Below are 17,703 nucleotides of genomic sequence, written 5' to 3'. Positions count from 1 at the left end.
TAATGAAAACATTAACTATAATCGATACTTTCGGCTTCTTTTTTAGATTATTTTACGCACTACCAAATTTAAAAAACTCCGAAGGTAAGCCAAGTGGTATGATAAGTGGTTTTGCAAATTTCATCGCTAGTTTAAAGGACGAGTTTAGTAGCGATTATATTATTTTTGCACTCGATAGCAAAGGTAAGACGTTGCGTCATGAGATTTTAGGCGAATATAAAGCAAACCGCTCAGAGCCACCTGCAGCACTAAAAGAACAACTTCCGATATGCATAGATATGATAGAAAAAATGGGGCTAAGTGCCGTCTCGCGTGAGGGATATGAAGCCGATGATATCATCGCAAGTGTTGTTAAAATTTGCAAAGAGCAGGGCATTTTTGTGCGAGTTGTAACGCACGATAAAGACCTTTATCAGCTCATAGATGATGGCAAAGTTAGCATTTATAGTCCACAAAGCAAGATAGAGCATAATAGTGAAAGTTGTTTAGAAAAATATGGCGTTAAACCATCGCAAATTCGTGATTTTCTAGCACTTGCTGGTGATAGTTCAGACAATATACCAGGAGTAAAAGGCATCGGTGCAAAGGGTGCAAAAAAGCTTCTTGATGAGTTTGGTAGCTTAGAGGGAATTTATGAAAACTTAAGTTTAGTTCGCAACGACCGCACTCGCGAGATGTTGGCCACCGATAAAGAGAATGCCTTTTTAAGCAAACGTCTAACTTCACTTTTTGATGACGTGCAAGGCGTTTTAAATTTAGAAAAAGCAACCTTTCCAACGCAAAATCCACTACTAAATATCACGGAAATTCTGCGTGAATATAACCTTAATCGCATACTAAAAAATCTGCAAAATAGTGAAAATGTCAGTGAAACAAAGCTCGGTTTTAACGCACATTTGCTCACTAATGAGAGCGAGATAGAGCGATTATTAAGAGATATCACTGATGAAACTATCGTAGCGTTTGATACAGAAACTACCAGTATAGACACACAGAGTGCTGAGCTGGTGGGCTTTAGTTTTTGTTTTAATGGTGAAGATAGTTATTATGTGCCAATCGCTCATAGCTATCTTGGTGTGCCATCTCAAATAAGCTTAAAATTCGCCACTTGGGCTGTAGGACAAATTTATAAAGGCTGTGTTATAGGGCAAAATCTCAAGTATGATTTTAAAGTTATAAAGCGAAATTTAAGACTAAATCCGCCTAAAAATTTTAAAGATACTATGATACTTGCGTGGCTACTTGATCCAAGCTTAAGTGTCGGTATGGATGCCCTTGCAAAGCGACTTTATGATTATGATACGATAAAATTTGAAGATGTAGTAAAGCGTGGCGAGACCTTTGCTAGTGTGAGTGTGGAAAATGCTGCAAAATACGCAAGTGAGGATGCTTGGATAACGCTTAAATTTTATAATAGCCTTTTAAGTTTGCTTGAACCTGATCTTATTAGCCTTGCAAATTCGCACGAATTTCCTTTTATTTTGACTCTTTTTGATATGGAGAGCGAGGGCATAAAGCTAAATCAAGCTAAAATGCAAAATTTATTAGTGCAAAATGATGCAAAGATTAAGGCATTAACGGCTGAAATTTACGAATTAAGTGGTGAGAGTTTTAATATAAATTCTGTAAAACAGCTTGGTGAAGTGCTATTTGAACACTTAAAATTACCTATCAAAAAGAAGACAAAAACAGGCTATAGCACTGATATGAATGTGCTTAGTGAGCTTACAGACGCTCATCCTGTTATTGAGAAAATTCTATCTTATCGTGAGCTTTATAAGCTACAAAGCACCTACTGTGAGCCACTTTTAAATTTTGCAAAAAAAGATGCAAACAGCCGAATTTATACAAATTTTACACAAACAGGCACAAGCACAGGGCGACTTTCTAGTAATAATCCAAATCTGCAAAATATCCCAGCACGTGGCAGTCTTGCTTACGATGTACGTGAGACATTTGAGGCAAAAGATGGTTTTAGCCTTGTTGGGCTTGATTATAGTCAAATTGAGCTTAGGCTTATGGCACATTTTAGTCGTGATGAAGCGTTGCTTGAAGCATTTGCGAATGATGAGGACATACACGCAAGGACGGCTATATCTATATTTGGTGAGAGCAACACTCACAATAGAGCGGTAGCAAAGAGCATAAATTTTGGTCTAATGTATGGTATGGGTTCAAGTAAACTTGCTAATCAAGTCGGCATCTCAAGGACAGATGCAAAGGCTTATATAGAGAGATATTTTAAAGCTTTCCCAACTATAAAGGGCTTTTTAGAAAGCATTAAAACAGCGGCTAAAAATGATGGATTTGTAAGAACCTTGCTTGGGCGAAAATGCTTGTTTAACTTTACAAATGCTACGCCTATGCAAGTGGCAATGTATGAGCGAGAGGCGGTAAATGCAGTGTTTCAAGGCTCAGCAGCCGATATAATAAAACTAGCTATGGTAAAAATCAGCCGTGAGCTAATAAGCGAAAATGCAAAAATGCTACTGCAAATCCACGATGAGCTGATATTTGAAGTAAAAGATGAGTTTGCAGCGGAGTTTGGGGTTAAAGCACAAGCTATAATGCAAGAAATTTATAAACTAAACGTGCCACTTAAAACATCTTTAAACATCGCTAAAAATTGGGGAGAGTTGAAGTAAAATAGGTAAAAGCTAGACTTAAGCTTAAGTCTAGCATATTTTATATTATTTGATTTGTGTCATGTTGGCTCTCTCGTTAGCCGTCGTGTCGCTTAGCAGTTTTATAGTTATGCTCTCTTTTTGAGTGGTTATATTGTCAGCCTTTTCTGGGGCTAGATTCCACATACCGCCAGTTAGCGGATCGACTATTAGTATACCGATAAGTCCGCCAAATATGATGTTACCTATATACCATCCACTCAAGGTTGGTCTTATGTTAAAACTAACTGGTGCGTAGCCATCTTTCATCACAGATACGTTGTAGGTTTTACCTTTGAAGTATCTTTGCTGTTTCTCCAGTGTTACACTTAGTGGAGTTATGCCTTCATAAATTTTTGTATCGTCTGCTTTGTCTATAACGACTATCTTAGCCGCACTCGGATCTGAGTGTATGGTATATTTCTCTGATCCGCCATTGACTATAGACGCACAACCACTTAAAACAAGTGCTAAAGCACCAACTAAAAACAACTTAAATTTTATCATTAATCCTCCTTTTGGTAGTTTTGGAGTTATTTTACCCCCCCCCCCCCTAAAATTTAGCTTAAAAAATATTAAAATTTAAGCTTTAAGTTTAAAAATCTTAAATTTAGAGATATTTAGCAATAATTACTAATAAAATAAATAAAATCTAGGTTTAAATTTATAAAGTATTATATAGAATAGCCCCTAAAATAGGGACTTATGTAGGTTTATTTGATAAATCCAACTTGTTTGATTATCTCACTTGTAGCAGCGTCTTTTCTTTTGTTAAATTCTATTTTATTTGTTTCAAAGAGATTGTTGCCATTAGCGTCTATTGAGACTATAAGCGGACCAAATTCTTCTACTTTGCAGTTCCACAGAGTCTCAGGCATACCAAGCTCCATCCACTCAGCACCCACTATTTGAGTGACCTGTGTAGCGGCTATTACGGCACATCCAGCTGGAAATACGCAGTGTAAAGCACCAAATTCCTTGCATCCTTTCATCGTATTTTCTTTCATTCCACCCTTACCAACTATGAGTCGTACTCCGGTTTTTGCTATGAAGTCATACTCAAATTTTTCCATTCTCATACTAGTCGTTGGCCCAACTGAGACGATCTCATAGCTCTGTTTATCGTCATTTTTGCGGATGATAGGCCCAGCGTGTAGTATAGCTCCGCCGTTTATATCTAGCGGTAGCTCTCTGCCTTCATCTACAACGCGTCTATGAGCTACATCACGGCACGTTACGATATTGCCTGTTAAGTAGATGACGTCGCCTATTTTTATATCTTTTAAGTCCTCTGCTTTTATCGGAGTTGTTAAAATTTTCTTACTCATATTTAAATTCCTTGTGTGATTTTACTTGATAGTTTAGGTTTTTATCCCATACGATATGACCCTTTCTATGCGACCAGCAGCCGATATTTACCGCTACGGCGATGACAGATGGATGACGTGCACTGTTTTCTATATGCACTCCCATTACAGAATTTGCTCCACCCATGCCTTGTGGTCCAAGACCTATAGAGTTTATCCCATCTTCTAGCAACTTTTCAGTCATTGCGGCACGTTCATTTGGATTGTGTGTGCCTAGAGGTCTAAAAAGAGCCTTTTTAGATAGCAGCGATGCGACATCTATAGATGTGCCTATACCTATACCCACGAGCAATGGCGGACAGGCGTTTATGCCGTAGCTTGTCATTATATCCATAACAAATTTAACCACACCTTCATAGCCCATACCGGGCATAAGTACGGTTGCACTACCAGGTAAAGAGCATCCACCGCCTGCCATATATGTATGTATCTCACACTTATCACTATTTGGCTCTATCTGCCAAAATATAGATGGCGAATCCTTGCCTACATTTTTGCCGGTGTTATACTCATCAAATGTCTCAACACTATTATGTCGTAGTGGTGCTTCTTTGGTTGCTATCACTACCGCTTCTCTTAAAAGCATCTCTAGCTCTGAGATTAGTGGGAAATTTGCCCCACATTTTATGAAAAATTGTATCATTCCAGTATCTTGACAAGATGGGCGATCTAGCTCTTTGGCTAGTTTTTGATTTTTAAACATGGTTTCATAGATGGTTTTAGCTAGTGGAGCAGTCTCGCTCTTGCTTAGCTCCTCTAGCTTTGCTATTATATCATCAGGTAAAACTTTGCCACTGTAGCCTACAAATTTAGCCATTACTTCAGTCATTTTTTTACACAATGTGCTATCTTGCATAATATTTCCTTTAAATTTAAATTATTCACAGATGATTGATGATACTTGCGTTATATGCCGCACCGTATCCGTTATCTATATTTACAACTGTTATACCATTGGCACAGCTATTTAGCATACTTAAAAGTGCCGAGATGCCACCAAAGCTTGTACCATAGCCAACGCTAGTAGGCACAGCAATGACTGGGGCCTTTACAAGACCTGCGATAACACTAGGTAAAGCCCCCTCCATACCAGCCACAGCGATGATGACTTTTGCAGATTGTATCTCATCAAGGTGCGAAAATAATCTATGGATGCCAGCCACACCAACATCATTTATCTTTTTCACGCTATTACCAAGAAATTTTGCTGTCTCATATGCCTCTTCAACCACTACCGCATCAGAGGTTCCGGCTGATACGATGGCGATATGGCTTTTTGTTGGCTCTATCTCTTTAAAGATCACGCTTATCACACCAGCTCTTTCATTAAATTTGGCGTTTTTAAATTTTTGCTTTAAGGCTTCGTAAGTTTTTGTATTTGTTCTAGTGATGAGTATATTTTGACAGTTTGTGGATATGTGAGTAGCTATGGATATTATCTCGTCCGTGCTTTTACCAGCCCCATAGATCACTTCGCCAACGCCGTTTCTAAGCTCTCTTTGTTTATCTATCTTAGCACAGCCAATATCCTCAAGTGGATAGTTTTTAAGATATTTTATGACCATTTCGTTTGAGATTTTACCACTTTTTATGCTTTCTATTAGTTTTATTATCTCACTCTCTCTCACTTTAACACATCCTCTCTAAGCCCCTTTAGATCAAGCACTAGTTCAAATTTACCCATTGAGTTTATCGCCTTTATCATATCTTTAAATTTAATATCTGTAATAAATCTTGCCATATCAGCTACGCCCATTTGCAATTTTACATACTTACCGTCAAATCTAGCACGTATGTTTTTATAGCTATTTGTAATTAGAAAATTTTCTATCTTTTCTATTAGGCTTAACTCGTTTTTATTAAATTTATAATTATGTGGCAAACGTGTAAGCAAGCAGGCATAACTAGGCTTGTTATATGTATTTAGTTTAAGCCTTCGTGACAGATCTCTGATCTCATTTTTGCTTAAATTTATAAGCGGAGAGATGACGCCTAGTTCATTCTTTGCTTTTAGTCCGGGGCGGTATTCGTCTAAGTCGTCTTTGTTTGTGCCATCGGCGATGTTTGTAAAGCCAAGCTTATTCGCTTTTTCGATAAGCTTTGTAAAAACCGCCATTTTACAGATGTAGCAACGATTTTCTGGATTTGTTGTTATCTCATCTATGATGCCTACTTGCATTATTTCGTGCTGTATACCATACATTTTGGTAAACTCCACGGTTTCATTTATCTCACGCTCTGACATATAGGGTGATCTTATCGTTATAGCTATACTCTTGTCTTTAAGCACGTCGTGAGCGACTTTTAAGAGTAGTGAGCTATCCACACCACCAGAAAATGCAACTGCGATATTGTCAAGTTTTTTTATCTCATTTTTTAAATTTTGTAGCTTTGTCATAGTTTTTAAGTATCTCTTTTTTTACTTCATTTAGTGTTATATTGTGCTTTATGGCGGCACTTTTGCACTCATTAAATTCAGGCTTTGCCTTAAATTCACTATCATTTATATTTGATACTTTTAAATTTATATCACCAAATTTAGATGAAATTTTGACAAACTCACGTTTTAGCTCGGTCTTTAAAATCTCTATTTCACGCACTCCGATTGATGTTGTATGTTTAAAGATTAGCGATTTTATTTGTTCGGCGTCGCTCTCTTTACAGATGACGTTTAGTTCAAAACCTATGCGACCCTTTTTCATAAAAACTGAGTGGCTAAACACATCTAATGCTCCGTTTTGCAGCAGTGTCTCACAAGCAAAGGCAAAGCTTTCTGCGTCCATATCATCGATGTTGGTTTGTATTAGTTTTTGTTTTAAATTCTTTGTTGTCTCGCTTTCACAAAGCATTATACGAAGGATATTTGCAAACTCAGCCTCTTTATTTCCAGCTCCATAACCAACGGCCTTTATATTAAAGCTTAAGCTTTTACTAAACTCTTTGGTAAACTCACGCACTATTGCGGCTCCAGTTGGCGTGGTAAGCTCAAAATTTGCTCTACCTATGCTAACTGGCACGTCTTTTAAAATTTCACACACGGCAGGGGCAGGTACACTTAAAACTCCATGAGCACACCGCACTGCACCGCCACCAAGCTCTATCTTCGAGCTAATAATCTGTGTTACACCAAGATACTCAAGACAGATACAAGCTCCAACTATATCAACTATGCTATCGACCGCACCGACTTCGTGAAAATGCACCTTTTCAACACTTGTATCGTGAGCTTTTGCTTCAGCTACTGCGATACGCTCAAAAATTTTAATTGACCTATCTTTGCAAAACTCGCTTAAGTTTGAGTTTAAGATGATGCGTTTAATATCTTTAAAATTTCTATAATAAGCCGTTTTTTTAGTAAGTAAAACATCTATTTTAATACTACTTATGCCACGTTTTAAGATATCTTTTTTCTCTAAAACAAACTCATCATCAAGCCCAAGCTTGCTAAGCTCGCTTTTTAAATATTTAAAATCCACTCCAAGTCCCACAAGAGCGGCTAAGTGCATATCGCCACTGATACCACAACTTAGGTCATAATATAAAAATTTACTCAACTTACACCTTTGGCACAGTCATAGAGCCAAACGGCAAGATTATGATAGACGCGTCTGCACCGCGATCTGCGAGTGCGTCATCTAGTGCGATTTGTAGGTCGTGATACGGTTTTAAATGCACCGCTTTCATCTCATCATCACTTAAGTCAGTTACCGCCCAAGTCTTTGCCCAGAGTGAAATCTCAGCCATCTTTGCAGCTTTGTGATAGCCTAGATGAAATTCATCTTTAATCTTTTCTAACACCTTTTGTGGCGTGTCAGCCGATGCCATAAGGTTAAAAAATGGCTTTGGACCAATTCCAGTACGACACTTTGCAACCATTATCAAAACACCATCTTTTGCAAGGGCTAGTTTACCGTTATCAAGAGCTTTTTGTGCCTGATAAAGATCTACATCCATAGGATATGGTGCGACCGAGATGACAATATCAGCTTTTTTAGGGATATTTACACAAAAGACCTCATCAGCTTTTTTAATACAGTCATAAAATGAATCTTGTAAATGCCCGGTGCTGGCGTAATACACACTATGCTCGCTATCAAGCACGGTCATAATAGCAAATACATCAATATCGGCTAAAACTTTCATAGCATCTATCATATCTTCATGTACCGGGTTACCATCAAGACGAAGTGCTTGTGCGTCAGGACTAAGGGCTAGTTTGTGATTTTGCTCTATCGTCTCATACTTTGCAGTGCCTGGTAAAAATGCCTTTCGCCCACCTGTGTAACCTGCAAAATAGTGTGGCTCAACTGAGCCTATTACAATGACTTTTTTAGCTTCGGCGACTATTTTATTTAGATACATCGGAGTTCCGTTTTTACTTTCTCCAAGGTATGTCATCTCATCATTTTTAGAGTCGTGGCTATGTATCTCGCCATTTGGTGCGATCTCTTCATAAATTTCACGCGAAAATATCATATGATATTCATCCTCTGTTGGGTCACGATGGCAACCGTTTGCTATGATGAAAGTTTTGTCTTTGTTGCGTAGTTTTGGATAAATTTGAGCTAAGACCTTTGATGTTGGTGTTGGGCGAGTTCCGTCATTTACTATTATAACTATTTTTTCATCTGTATCTATAAATTTATCAAATTGAGCTTGATTTAGTGGGTTTGCAAGGGCATTTTTGATAAGTTCTGTCTCGTCTTGCTTCTTAACTTTGTTTGGGTCAAAAATGCCTAATAAATTTTTCTCATCTATATTGATATTTAAGACTTCATCTTTACCATAAGCTATGCCTATTTGCATTTTTACTCCTTGAAAATATTTTTAGGAATTATACCTAAAATTTTATTTTTAGCATTTTAAATTATAAATTTTCGTTGATTTGATTTTTAAATTTATAATAAATATAATTTAAAAATTTGAATTTTTTAATTATATTTTAATTTTAATGTAATTATAATTTAAATAATTTTTTAACGTTAATTTTTAGGAAAGGGAGTGAAACTATGGAGTTTCTAACAAGTTTAAGTGAAAGCACACAATTTACACTTCAGTTGATTGTCGTGCTTGGCTGTTTGTTCTACGGAGCAAAAAAGGGTGGTATGGCACTTGGTATTTTAGGAGGTATAGGGCTTATTATCCTTGTATTCTTATTTGATATGAAGCCTGGCAAACCAGCGGTTGATGTTATATTAACTATTTTGGCGGTTGTTGTTGCGAGTGCGACACTGCAAGCTACTGGTGGACTTGATGTTATGTTACAAATGGCAGAGAAGGCACTTAGAAAAAATCCTAAATTTGTCTGTTATTTAGCACCCATTTGCGGTTGGACACTGACTGTTTTATGCGGAACTGGACATACAGTTTATACGCTTTTACCTATCATATACGATGTCTCTATGAAAAGTGGCATACGCCCAGAGCGACCACTAGCAGCAACTACGGTATCATCACAACTTGCTATCATAGCAAGCCCTGTTTCAGTTGCGGGTGTATCTATGGTTGCGGTCTTGCTAGGCACTGGAACGGTTGTTGATGGATTTTCAAGCTATCTTGATTTGCTAAAAGTAACAATACCTTCTACGTTTATAGGTGTTTTAGCTATCGGCACATACTCCATTTTTAGAGGCAAAGACCTTGATAAAGATCCTGAGTTTCAGGCTAAACTAGCAGATCCAGCACAGAAAAAATATATCTATGGTTCTGATGATATCAAGTCATTTATAGGTGTTAAATTACCAAAAGTTCAGTGGAATGCGATGTGGATCTTTTTAGCAGCTATTGTTGTGGTTGCGATTTTAGGATATTTTAAAGAGCTTCGCCCAAGTTGGAGTACTTCAAAAGATGCAGCCATTGTTCAAATAATCGGCGATTTGCCAACTGAACAAAAGGTTTTAAAACAGATAGTCGTAAAAGATGGAAGTATCAGCACAAACTCATCTCAACTAAGTGTCTCAAAGAACAAAATAGGCTCAAACCAAAAGGCACAAGATGTTGAGATAACAAACAAAAAAGGTGAGGTTGAAAAGGTAGTTCGCTCAGAAAATGGCATGGTTTCATACACAAATGCAAAAGGTGAATATTTAACATTTCCTAACGCATATATAAATATCACAAACAAGCAATCAAGCTCTCAACCACTTAATATGGTTTTAACTATTCAAATTTTTATGCTTTTAGCAGCGTCTATTATGATGATATACACAGGCGTTAAGTCATCTAAAATCGCCGAAAATGAGATTTTCCACAGTGGTATGGTTGCTCTTGTTGCGATATATGGAATTTCATGGATGGCTGATACGATGTTTCACTCACACATTGAGATGCTTAAAAGTTCACTCGGTGCTGTTATGGTGGCATACCCATGGACTTATATCATTGTTGGTATGCTTATATCTAAATTTCTTAACTCTCAAGCAGCAGCAGCAGCGACATTTGTGCCACTTGCAGTGCAAATAGGCGTTGATCCTGGCATAATCATAGCGTTTGCGACAGCATGTTATGGCTATTTTATCTTACCAACTTACCCAAGTGACCTTGCAGCTATCCAGTTTGATCGCTCAGGCACAACAAGTATAGGTAAATACGTTATAAACCACAGCTTTATAATACCTGGCTTTATCGGAGTATTCTCATCTTGCTTAGTAGGATGGATATTAGCTAGTCTTTACGGATTTGTTAATTAATAAGCTTATAAGCCCCTACAATGGGGCTTATAAAATTTACTTTAATTTATCTTTAAATTTATTTTGATCTCCCATGTAAACAAAGCTTAGAACTTCTGCCACCGCACGGAATAAATTTACAGGGATGCTTTGATCTATCTCACAAAGCTTGTATAGCTCACGAGCAAGTGGAGGATCTTCAACTATCTGCACACCGTTTTCAGTGGCTATTTTGCGAATTTGTAGTGCCATATGATCAACCCCTTTGGCTAAAACTACCGGGGCTTCTTCGCGAGTTTTATCATATCGGATCGCAACAGCGTAGTGAGTTGGGTTTGTTATGATAACATCAGCTTGTGGGATATTTTGCATCATTCTACGCTTTGCGGCTTGCATTTGCATACGACGAATTCGCCCTTTAACCTGCGGGTCTCCTTCCATCTGTTTATATTCATCCTTTATCTCTTGCTTACTCATCCTAAGTCCTTTAAAATACTGAAAACGAACAATCATAAGATCTATAAGACCTATTACAAGTAAGATAATAAGCATAACACCGACTAAAATAAGCATTTTCTTTTTTAGCCACTCAAGTTGATCAAACATAGATAAAAAGAGCGTATATGGCAGCTCTTTAAGAAATTGCAAGAAAAAGTAAAATCCTACGCCAAAGACGATACTGACTTTTGCGGTGATTTTCACGCTCTCTATCGCTTTTTTCATTGAGAATAAATTTTTAAGCCCATTAATCGGATTGATTTTATTTATATCAGGAGTTATTGGTTTTGTGGTAAATATCAGCCCAAACTGCATAACATTTGCAATCACGCCAGCAATAGCGACACATATACAGATAGGTAGCACTACTAAAAGTGATCGAAAAAGTGTCATTATGACTATCTGATGCACGACCTTTGAAGTGATTTCAATACCTATAAATTTTTGATAATACATATAAAGTGTAATAACTTGATCTCTTATAACCCCAATCATAGCTATAAGTACTAAAATTCCAACAAATAGTGCAGCAAAGCCACTTATATCTTGACTTTTGGGAACGTTGCCGTCTTTTTTGGCGTCATCTATCTTTTTGGAGGTGGGTTCTTCTGTCTTTTCTTGATCGTCTGCTGCCATATACTCTTTTAGCCTAAATTTTTGTCTGATTATAGCTAATATTTTTTAAAATTTATATAAGATATATTTAGTCTTTTTTACTTAAAAATATCTAAAAATAAAATATTAAAATTAATAAAATTTATTATTATTTAATTTGAAATGTAATATAATTGTAACTCGATCTTAAATTTAAGGAGTAATTATGAAGACTAAGTTTAGCTTATTAAGCTGTGTTTTAGTGAGTTCACTTTTTGGTGATAATCTTATCAAGGATGCACTTGATAGCGGTATGGTGGCACTCCCTAGCGACCCAGTAGCTCTTACAAAGATGATAAACGATGCATCACCTGACTCAAAAGAGTATCCAACAACTATGGCTGCTTATGAATTAGGCAAGAGGCTATATTTTGATCCACGCTTATCAAAATCAGGTATAATTAGTTGCAATACCTGTCATAACTTAGGTCTTGGCGGAGTCGATGGAGTTCCAGCTTCAACGGGACACAAATGGGCACCAAATCCTCACCACGTCAATGCTCCGACCGTTTATAACTCTGTGTTTAATGCAGTTCAGTTTTGGGATGGACGTGCAGCACACTTAGCCGCTCAAGCAGCAGGTCCGATGACAGCAGATGTTGAGATGGCAGCTACTCCCGAACTTGTCGTAGATAGATTAAAGTCTATACCGGCTTACGTTGCTGAGTTTAAGTCAGTATTTAATAGTGAGATAAAATTTGAACTTGTAACGACTGCTATTGGGATATTTGAAAGGACGCTTGTAACTCCGTCAAGATTTGATAAATTCCTTGAGGGTGATGCAAATGCCTTAAGCGAAACTGAGAAAAAAGGACTAAAAACTTTTATTGACAAGGGCTGTGTAACATGCCATAATGGCGTGAATTTAGGTGGCACACTTCAGCCGTTTGAAGTGGCGGCTAAGTATAAATTTGCTGATGTTGGTGACTTTAAAGGTGATGCAAATGGTATGGTTAAAGCACCTACTTTACGTAATATTGAGCTTACTGCACCGTATTTTCACAACGGAACTATCTGGTCGCTTAAAGAGGCGGTTCAGACTATGGGGAGTGTCCAGCTTGGCATTGAGATAAGTGATAAAGAGGCAAACTCAATCGTAACGTTTTTAAATGCTTTAACGGGTAAAATGCCAAAAGTAGAGTATCCGATGTTTCCTGCTTCAACTTATACTACTTCAAAACCAGAGCTTGATTATTAAAAATTTAAAGGCGGACTTGCTTCGCCTTTAAATATCAAATATAATTTATATTTTGAGAAAAATAAATTAATATTATAGAAAATATTTTATAGTAACTTATGAATATGTCTGAAAATTTTATCATTTTTATGATAGATGAGATGAGTGCGGACGAAACACAATACAATGTAAATGAGATAATATTTATGCTAAATTTCAAGGGTTATGATAAATATAAAGGCTTTATGAGCTTGAAAGTGTGTAAAAAAGGACAAAAACGACAAGTCTTAAATTCTTTGGCGAGTGGATTACGACAGATGTTACATATACACAGACAAGTGTATTTTATGGCTATAAAAGATAAAAATAATAAAATTTATCACTCTGATGATATTGTGCGATTTACGAAAAATACAGTGCTTAAAGTAGAATAAATTTCTGATGGATTTTACGTAGAACATAGTCTTATAAAGTATAAATTAGCTTAAATTTAGCAAAAATTTATAAATTTTTAGATACAATCCACACCTTAGAACCAATAAAGCTCCTTAAATCTTTGTGTAAACAGAGTGCTTTTTGGTAACTTACCAATTTTAAGAAAGGTAGAGTATGTCAAAATACGCTATATTTAAGCATGGCGGAAAGCAGTATCGTGTCAGCGAGGGTGAATATCTTAAGCTTGATCGCTTTGAAGCTGAGCCAAAATCAAAGCTAGAGATCACAGAGGTTTTAGCTGTGAATGATGGTGAAGTAAAGGTAGGTGCACCATTTGTTGAGGGTGCAAAAGTTGTCTTAGAGGTCGTTAATCTAGGTAAAGACAAAAAAGTCGTAATCTATAAAAAACGCAGACGCAAAGACTCAAAACTCAAACGTGGTTTTAGAAGACAATTCACACGCGTTAAAATCGTAAGTATCGTAGCTTAAGGAGATAAGATATGGCACACAAAAAAGGTCAGGGCTCAACCCAGAATAACCGAGATTCTATAGGACGCCGACTTGGTGTCAAGAAATTTGGTGGAGAGTTTGTAAGAGCTGGAAATATCATCATCCGCCAAAGAGGCACTGCAACACATGCAGGAAGTAACGTAGGTCTAGGTAAAGACCACACTATCTTTGCACTTATTGACGGTTACGTTAAATTTGAAAGAAAAGACAAAAACAGAAAAAAAGTCTCTGTATATCCTGCTGCTTAATACTTGGGGCTTTGCCCCAAACTCTCTAAATTTATTTAATTAAATATAAATTCGATTTGTATCGTAAATTTAATAAAACAATTGTTATAATCTTTTAAAAATTACAAGGCAAAATATGTTTATAGATAGCGTAAGATTAACTTTAAGTTCTGGGCATGGCGGTGCTGGTGCTGTAAGTTTTCGCCGAGAGAAGCACGTGATTTTAGGTGGCCCTGATGGCGGTGATGGCGGTGATGGCGGTGATGTGTATTTCATAGTTGATAACAACACGCATACACTTGCAAATTATAAAGGTAAACGTGCAATGAGTGCTAAAGATGGTGAAGCTGGACAGGGTCGGCGTATGACTGGTAAAAAAGGTGAAAACTTGGAGCTTATTGTCCCGCCAGGCACGGCTGTATATGATGCAAATAGCGGTGAGTTACTACTTGATATGGTAAACGAAGGTGATCGTGCAATGTTTTTAAAAGGTGGCAAAGGCGGACTTGGCAATGTGCATTTTAAAAGCTCAACTAACCAAGCTCCAGAATATGCACAAAAAGGTACTCCTGAGCAGACATGTGATGTCCGTCTTGAACTAAAACTTATCGCAGATGTGGGACTTGTTGGTTTTCCAAATGTTGGTAAGTCAACGCTTATCTCAACTATCTCAAATGCAAAGCCACAGATTGCAAACTACGAATTTACTACGCTTACACCAAAGCTTGGGCTTGTTGAAGTTGATGAGTATAATGGCTTCGTGATGGCAGACATCCCTGGTATCATAGAGGGTGCAAGTGATGGTAGAGGGCTTGGACTTAAGTTTTTAAAGCATATTGAGCGGACAAAAATTTTGCTTTATATGCTTGATTTGGCAAACTATCGTGAGCTAAAAGAGCAGTTTGATACACTAAAGAGTGAGATTAATAAATTCTCGCCTAAACTTGCAAAAAGGGATTACGCTATAGCTCTCACTCGTATGGATGCGGTTGATAATTTAGAAAAAAAGATAGCTGAGTTTTTACGTGAGCTTGGCATTAATAGCGAGAAGCTAGGCTTTAAGCAAGATATTTATGAGTTTGATAACACAAAGCCATACTTTATAATGCCTATAAGTTCTGCTACAAATGAGAATATAAATGAACTTAAATTTAACTTGCTTGAATTAATGCAAAAAGATAGGCTAAAATGAATGTAGTCTTTATGGGGACGCCACAGTATGCAGTGGATATTTTAGATGCTTTAGTAAATAGTAATGTAAATGTAGTGGGTGTTTTTACTCAGCCTGATAAGCCTATAGGAAGAAAGCAAGCATTAACACCAAGCGAAGTTAAAATTTACGCCCAAACGCACCTAAAAAATGTAAAAATTTATGAGCCAAAGACGTTAAGAGATGAGAGTGTAGTGAGTGAGTTGGTAGCATTAAAGCCTGATTTTATCGTAGTTGCAGCTTATGGTAAAATTTTACCAAAAGTGGTTTTAGATATTTCTCCTTGCATAAACCTACATGCCTCAATCCTGCCAAAATACCGAGGTGCTAGTCCGATACAATCAGCCTTGTTAAACGGTGAAAAGCAAAGCGGAGTAACTGCGATGCTTATGGATGAGGGGCTTGATACTGGTGATATGCTTGATTTTGCTTATATTGATTGTCAAAATTTAATGGCTGATGAGCTTTTTAATGCTCTCGGTAAAATCGGTGGAGAGTTAATAGTAAAGACACTTAAAAATTTTAAAAACCTAATCCCTATAAAGCAAGAGGAGAGCTTGGCAACACATTGTAAAAAGATACAAAAGAGCGATGGACTTATAAACTTTGAAGAAAATGCGGAGCAGATTTATAATAAATTTAGAGCTTATATGCCTTGGCCTGGCATCTTTACGCAAAGTGGACTTAAAATTTTAAAGCTTGAATTAGTAGATACTAATGGCAACGTTAAGAGTGGAGAGATTTTTGAAATTTATAAAGATAGTTTTGTCGTTGGTTGTAAAAGCGGTGCGATAAAAATTTTTTACGTTCAAGAACCGAGCAAAAAGGCAGTTGCTGCGGTTGATTATATAAATGGAAAGAGGCTTAGAATTGGAGATTTTATTTATTGATGACTGCCCTTCAACACATCTTTATCTTTGTGATGGAGTAAAAAGCGGTGAGATAAAGCCACCATTTGCGATATGTGCCAAACGCCAAAATGCTGGAGTTGGTAGTCGTGGTAATAAATGGCAGGGTTTAGAAGGTAACCTATTTTTATCATTTTGCTTGGCAAAAGATGAGATGGCTGATGATATTCCAGATGCGTCTATTTCAATTTATTTTTCAATGTTAATGAGAAATTTATTACATGAATTTGGCTCAAAACTTTGGGTAAAATGGCCTAATGACTTTTACCTAAACGAGCGTAAAATAGGCGGAACAATCAGCACTAAAATAGGGCAAATTTATATAGGTAGTATAGGGTTAAATTTAGTCGTAGCTCCTAAAAATGCGGGGATTTTAGATATTAAAGTATCACCAGAGTGCGTAGCTACGGATTTTGTGAATGAGCTATCAAAAAAAAATTCGTGGAAGCATATTTTTAGCAAATTTCAGGTAGAATTTGAGCGTTCAAAAAATCATATCACCCATATTGGCCCTCAAAGCGTGAATCTATCGGACGCACAGCTTTGTGATGATGGAGCGATTTTAATAGATAACAAAAAGGTGTATTCATTAAGATGAGTGAAGTAATAACCATAGCCAATCAAAAAGGCGGAGTAGGCAAGACCACGACAGCTGTAAATTTAGCGGCGTCTTTGGCGGTTGCTGAGAAGAAAGTTTTGTTAATAGACATTGATCCACAAGCGAATGCAACAACTGGAATGGGCTTTAACAGAAGCGATTATGAATTTAATATTTATCACGTGCTAACTGATCGTAAGAAGCTATCACAAATTGTACTAAAAACTGAAATTCCAACGCTTTTTTTAGCTCCATCAAACATTGGACTTGTAGGTATAGAGCAGGAATTTAACGATCAAAACAAGGATTACAAACTAATACTTAGAAACAAGATAGCTGAGGTTATTGATGATTATGATTTTATTATCATTGATAGCCCTCCCGCACTTGGTAGCATAACAATAAACGCTTTAAGTGCAAGCGATAGTGTCATCATACCTATACAGTGCGAATTTTACGCATTAGAAGGGTTGGCACTGATTTTAAATACTGTTAAAATCATCAAAAAAACGATCAATCCAAAGCTTAGCATAAAGGGCTTTTTACCGACTATGTTTAGTTCACAAAACAATCTCTCAAAAGAGACGATAGCAAATTTAAAGCAGCACTTTAAGTCAAAGCTATTTGTTAGTAAAGATAGCGACGATGAGCTTGTCGTCATACCACGCAATGTTAAACTTGCTGAAAGTCCTAGCTTTGGTAAGCCAGTGATCTTGTATGATATAAAATCACCTGGCTCAATAGCGTATCAAAATTTAGCGTATTCTATATTAAACTAAGGAGCGAAG

General features: G+C 36.9%; 18 protein-coding genes. 10 read left to right on the top strand and 8 right to left on the bottom strand.

Going from position 1 to position 17,703, the window contains the following annotated elements; genetic code table 11:
• Window positions 1-2 precede the first annotated feature (2 nt).
• Window positions 3-2,645, top strand: coding sequence for a DNA polymerase I (gene polA / locus KDE13_RS01565; protein ID WP_212142667.1), 2,643 nt, complete (start codon window positions 3-5; stop codon window positions 2,643-2,645).
• A 45-nt stretch (window positions 2,646-2,690) separates the two neighbouring features.
• On the opposite strand, the gene KDE13_RS01560 is transcribed toward polA, so the two are convergent.
• From KDE13_RS01560 to KDE13_RS01530, 7 genes are all read right to left on the bottom strand, one after another.
• Window positions 2,691-3,170: a hypothetical protein gene (locus KDE13_RS01560; RefSeq protein WP_212142666.1), complete on the bottom strand. Its 480-nt coding sequence runs from the start codon at window positions 3,168-3,170 to the stop codon at window positions 2,691-2,693.
• A gap of 206 nt (window positions 3,171-3,376) precedes the next feature.
• Complete coding sequence (gene ttdB, locus KDE13_RS01555) at window positions 3,377-3,991, bottom strand: L(+)-tartrate dehydratase subunit beta (RefSeq protein ID WP_212140153.1); 615 nt, start codon at window positions 3,989-3,991, stop codon at window positions 3,377-3,379.
• On the bottom strand, window positions 3,984-4,886 hold the full coding sequence (gene ttdA, locus KDE13_RS01550; protein WP_212140154.1) for a L(+)-tartrate dehydratase subunit alpha: 903 nt from the start codon (window positions 4,884-4,886) through the stop codon (window positions 3,984-3,986). Before ttdA ends, ttdB begins: the two co-directional genes overlap by 8 nt.
• A 25-nt stretch (window positions 4,887-4,911) precedes the next feature.
• Entirely contained in the window at window positions 4,912-5,658 is a 747-nt protein-coding gene (gene larB, locus KDE13_RS01545) for a nickel pincer cofactor biosynthesis protein LarB (RefSeq protein WP_212140155.1), read from the bottom strand.
• A complete protein-coding gene (gene larE / locus KDE13_RS01540) occupies window positions 5,655-6,428 on the bottom strand; it encodes an ATP-dependent sacrificial sulfur transferase LarE (RefSeq protein ID WP_212140156.1) in 774 nt (257 codons plus the stop codon). Before larE ends, larB begins: the two co-directional genes overlap by 4 nt.
• A complete protein-coding gene (gene larC / locus KDE13_RS01535) occupies window positions 6,400-7,584 on the bottom strand; it encodes a nickel pincer cofactor biosynthesis protein LarC (protein ID WP_212142665.1) in 1,185 nt (394 codons plus the stop codon). The genes larE and larC overlap by 29 nt, the downstream gene beginning before the upstream one ends.
• Window position 7,585: 1 nt before the next feature.
• Window positions 7,586-8,836: a lactate racemase domain-containing protein gene (locus KDE13_RS01530; protein ID WP_212141707.1), complete on the bottom strand. Its 1,251-nt coding sequence runs from the start codon at window positions 8,834-8,836 to the stop codon at window positions 7,586-7,588.
• Between the two features lie 203 nt (window positions 8,837-9,039).
• On the opposite strand from KDE13_RS01530, the gene KDE13_RS01525 reads away from it, so the two are divergent.
• A complete protein-coding gene (locus KDE13_RS01525) occupies window positions 9,040-10,719 on the top strand; it encodes an anaerobic C4-dicarboxylate transporter (protein WP_212140159.1) in 1,680 nt (559 codons plus the stop codon).
• A gap of 36 nt (window positions 10,720-10,755) precedes the next feature.
• Here KDE13_RS01525 and flhB read toward each other — a convergent pair whose 3' ends face one another.
• The gene (gene flhB / locus KDE13_RS01520; protein ID WP_212142664.1) at window positions 10,756-11,832 is read right to left on the bottom strand and encodes a flagellar biosynthesis protein FlhB; all 1,077 of its coding nucleotides are present in this window, start codon (window positions 11,830-11,832) and stop codon (window positions 10,756-10,758) included.
• A gap of 184 nt (window positions 11,833-12,016) precedes the next feature.
• Between flhB and KDE13_RS01515 the strand changes: the two genes are divergently transcribed.
• The 8 genes from KDE13_RS01515 to KDE13_RS01480 all read left to right on the top strand — a co-directional run bounded on the left by KDE13_RS01515 (window position 12,017) and on the right by KDE13_RS01480 (window position 17,694).
• The gene (locus KDE13_RS01515) at window positions 12,017-13,048 is read left to right on the top strand and encodes a cytochrome-c peroxidase (RefSeq protein ID WP_212141709.1); all 1,032 of its coding nucleotides are present in this window, start codon (window positions 12,017-12,019) and stop codon (window positions 13,046-13,048) included.
• 104 nt (window positions 13,049-13,152) lie between these two features.
• Window positions 13,153-13,461, top strand: coding sequence for a hypothetical protein (locus tag KDE13_RS01510; RefSeq protein ID WP_212142663.1), 309 nt, complete (start codon window positions 13,153-13,155; stop codon window positions 13,459-13,461).
• Between the two features lie 175 nt (window positions 13,462-13,636).
• Window positions 13,637-13,951, top strand: coding sequence for a 50S ribosomal protein L21 (gene rplU / locus KDE13_RS01505; RefSeq protein ID WP_212140162.1), 315 nt, complete (start codon window positions 13,637-13,639; stop codon window positions 13,949-13,951).
• Between the two features lie 11 nt (window positions 13,952-13,962).
• Window positions 13,963-14,220, top strand: a complete 258-nt coding sequence (rpmA, locus tag KDE13_RS01500; protein ID WP_034968623.1) for a 50S ribosomal protein L27 — start codon at window positions 13,963-13,965, stop codon at window positions 14,218-14,220.
• A 115-nt stretch (window positions 14,221-14,335) separates the two neighbouring features.
• Window positions 14,336-15,391: a GTPase ObgE gene (gene obgE / locus KDE13_RS01495; RefSeq protein WP_212141711.1), complete on the top strand. Its 1,056-nt coding sequence runs from the start codon at window positions 14,336-14,338 to the stop codon at window positions 15,389-15,391.
• Window positions 15,388-16,299, top strand: coding sequence for a methionyl-tRNA formyltransferase (fmt, locus tag KDE13_RS01490; RefSeq protein ID WP_212142662.1), 912 nt, complete (start codon window positions 15,388-15,390; stop codon window positions 16,297-16,299). Before obgE ends, fmt begins: the two co-directional genes overlap by 4 nt.
• Entirely contained in the window at window positions 16,280-16,915 is a 636-nt protein-coding gene (locus KDE13_RS01485; RefSeq protein ID WP_229203770.1) for a biotin--[acetyl-CoA-carboxylase] ligase, read from the top strand. The genes fmt and KDE13_RS01485 overlap by 20 nt, the downstream gene beginning before the upstream one ends.
• Complete coding sequence (locus KDE13_RS01480; protein ID WP_212140166.1) at window positions 16,912-17,694, top strand: ParA family protein; 783 nt, start codon at window positions 16,912-16,914, stop codon at window positions 17,692-17,694. Before KDE13_RS01485 ends, KDE13_RS01480 begins: the two co-directional genes overlap by 4 nt.
• Window positions 17,695-17,703: the final 9 nt, after the last annotated feature.

Source organism: Campylobacter anatolicus, assembly GCF_018145655.1.
In the GTDB taxonomy this organism is placed as follows: Bacteria; Campylobacterota; Campylobacteria; order Campylobacterales; family Campylobacteraceae; genus Campylobacter_A; species Campylobacter_A anatolicus.
The sequence above is the reverse complement of the archived record's forward strand: the minus strand, read 5'-3'. Positions and strand labels throughout refer to the sequence as shown.

Coding starts and splice junctions, on each gene's coding strand:
- KDE13_RS01560 (WP_212142666.1), bottom strand. CDS start 3,170: ATGATAAAATTTAAGTTGTTTTTAGTTGGTGCTTTAGCACTTGTTTTA.
- KDE13_RS01515 (WP_212141709.1), top strand. CDS start 12,017: ATGAAGACTAAGTTTAGCTTATTAAGCTGTGTTTTAGTGAGTTCACTT.
- rpmA (WP_034968623.1), top strand. CDS start 13,963: ATGGCACACAAAAAAGGTCAGGGCTCAACCCAGAATAACCGAGATTCT.
- polA (WP_212142667.1), top strand. CDS start 3: ATGAAAACATTAACTATAATCGATACTTTCGGCTTCTTTTTTAGATTA.
- KDE13_RS01525 (WP_212140159.1), top strand. CDS start 9,040: ATGGAGTTTCTAACAAGTTTAAGTGAAAGCACACAATTTACACTTCAG.
- obgE (WP_212141711.1), top strand. CDS start 14,336: ATGTTTATAGATAGCGTAAGATTAACTTTAAGTTCTGGGCATGGCGGT.
- larE (WP_212140156.1), bottom strand. CDS start 6,428: ATGACAAAGCTACAAAATTTAAAAAATGAGATAAAAAAACTTGACAAT.
- flhB (WP_212142664.1), bottom strand. CDS start 11,832: ATGGCAGCAGACGATCAAGAAAAGACAGAAGAACCCACCTCCAAAAAG.
- KDE13_RS01480 (WP_212140166.1), top strand. CDS start 16,912: ATGAGTGAAGTAATAACCATAGCCAATCAAAAAGGCGGAGTAGGCAAG.
- KDE13_RS01530 (WP_212141707.1), bottom strand. CDS start 8,836: ATGCAAATAGGCATAGCTTATGGTAAAGATGAAGTCTTAAATATCAAT.
- KDE13_RS01510 (WP_212142663.1), top strand. CDS start 13,153: ATGTCTGAAAATTTTATCATTTTTATGATAGATGAGATGAGTGCGGAC.
- ttdB (WP_212140153.1), bottom strand. CDS start 3,991: ATGAGTAAGAAAATTTTAACAACTCCGATAAAAGCAGAGGACTTAAAA.
- ttdA (WP_212140154.1), bottom strand. CDS start 4,886: ATGCAAGATAGCACATTGTGTAAAAAAATGACTGAAGTAATGGCTAAA.
- fmt (WP_212142662.1), top strand. CDS start 15,388: ATGAATGTAGTCTTTATGGGGACGCCACAGTATGCAGTGGATATTTTA.
- rplU (WP_212140162.1), top strand. CDS start 13,637: ATGTCAAAATACGCTATATTTAAGCATGGCGGAAAGCAGTATCGTGTC.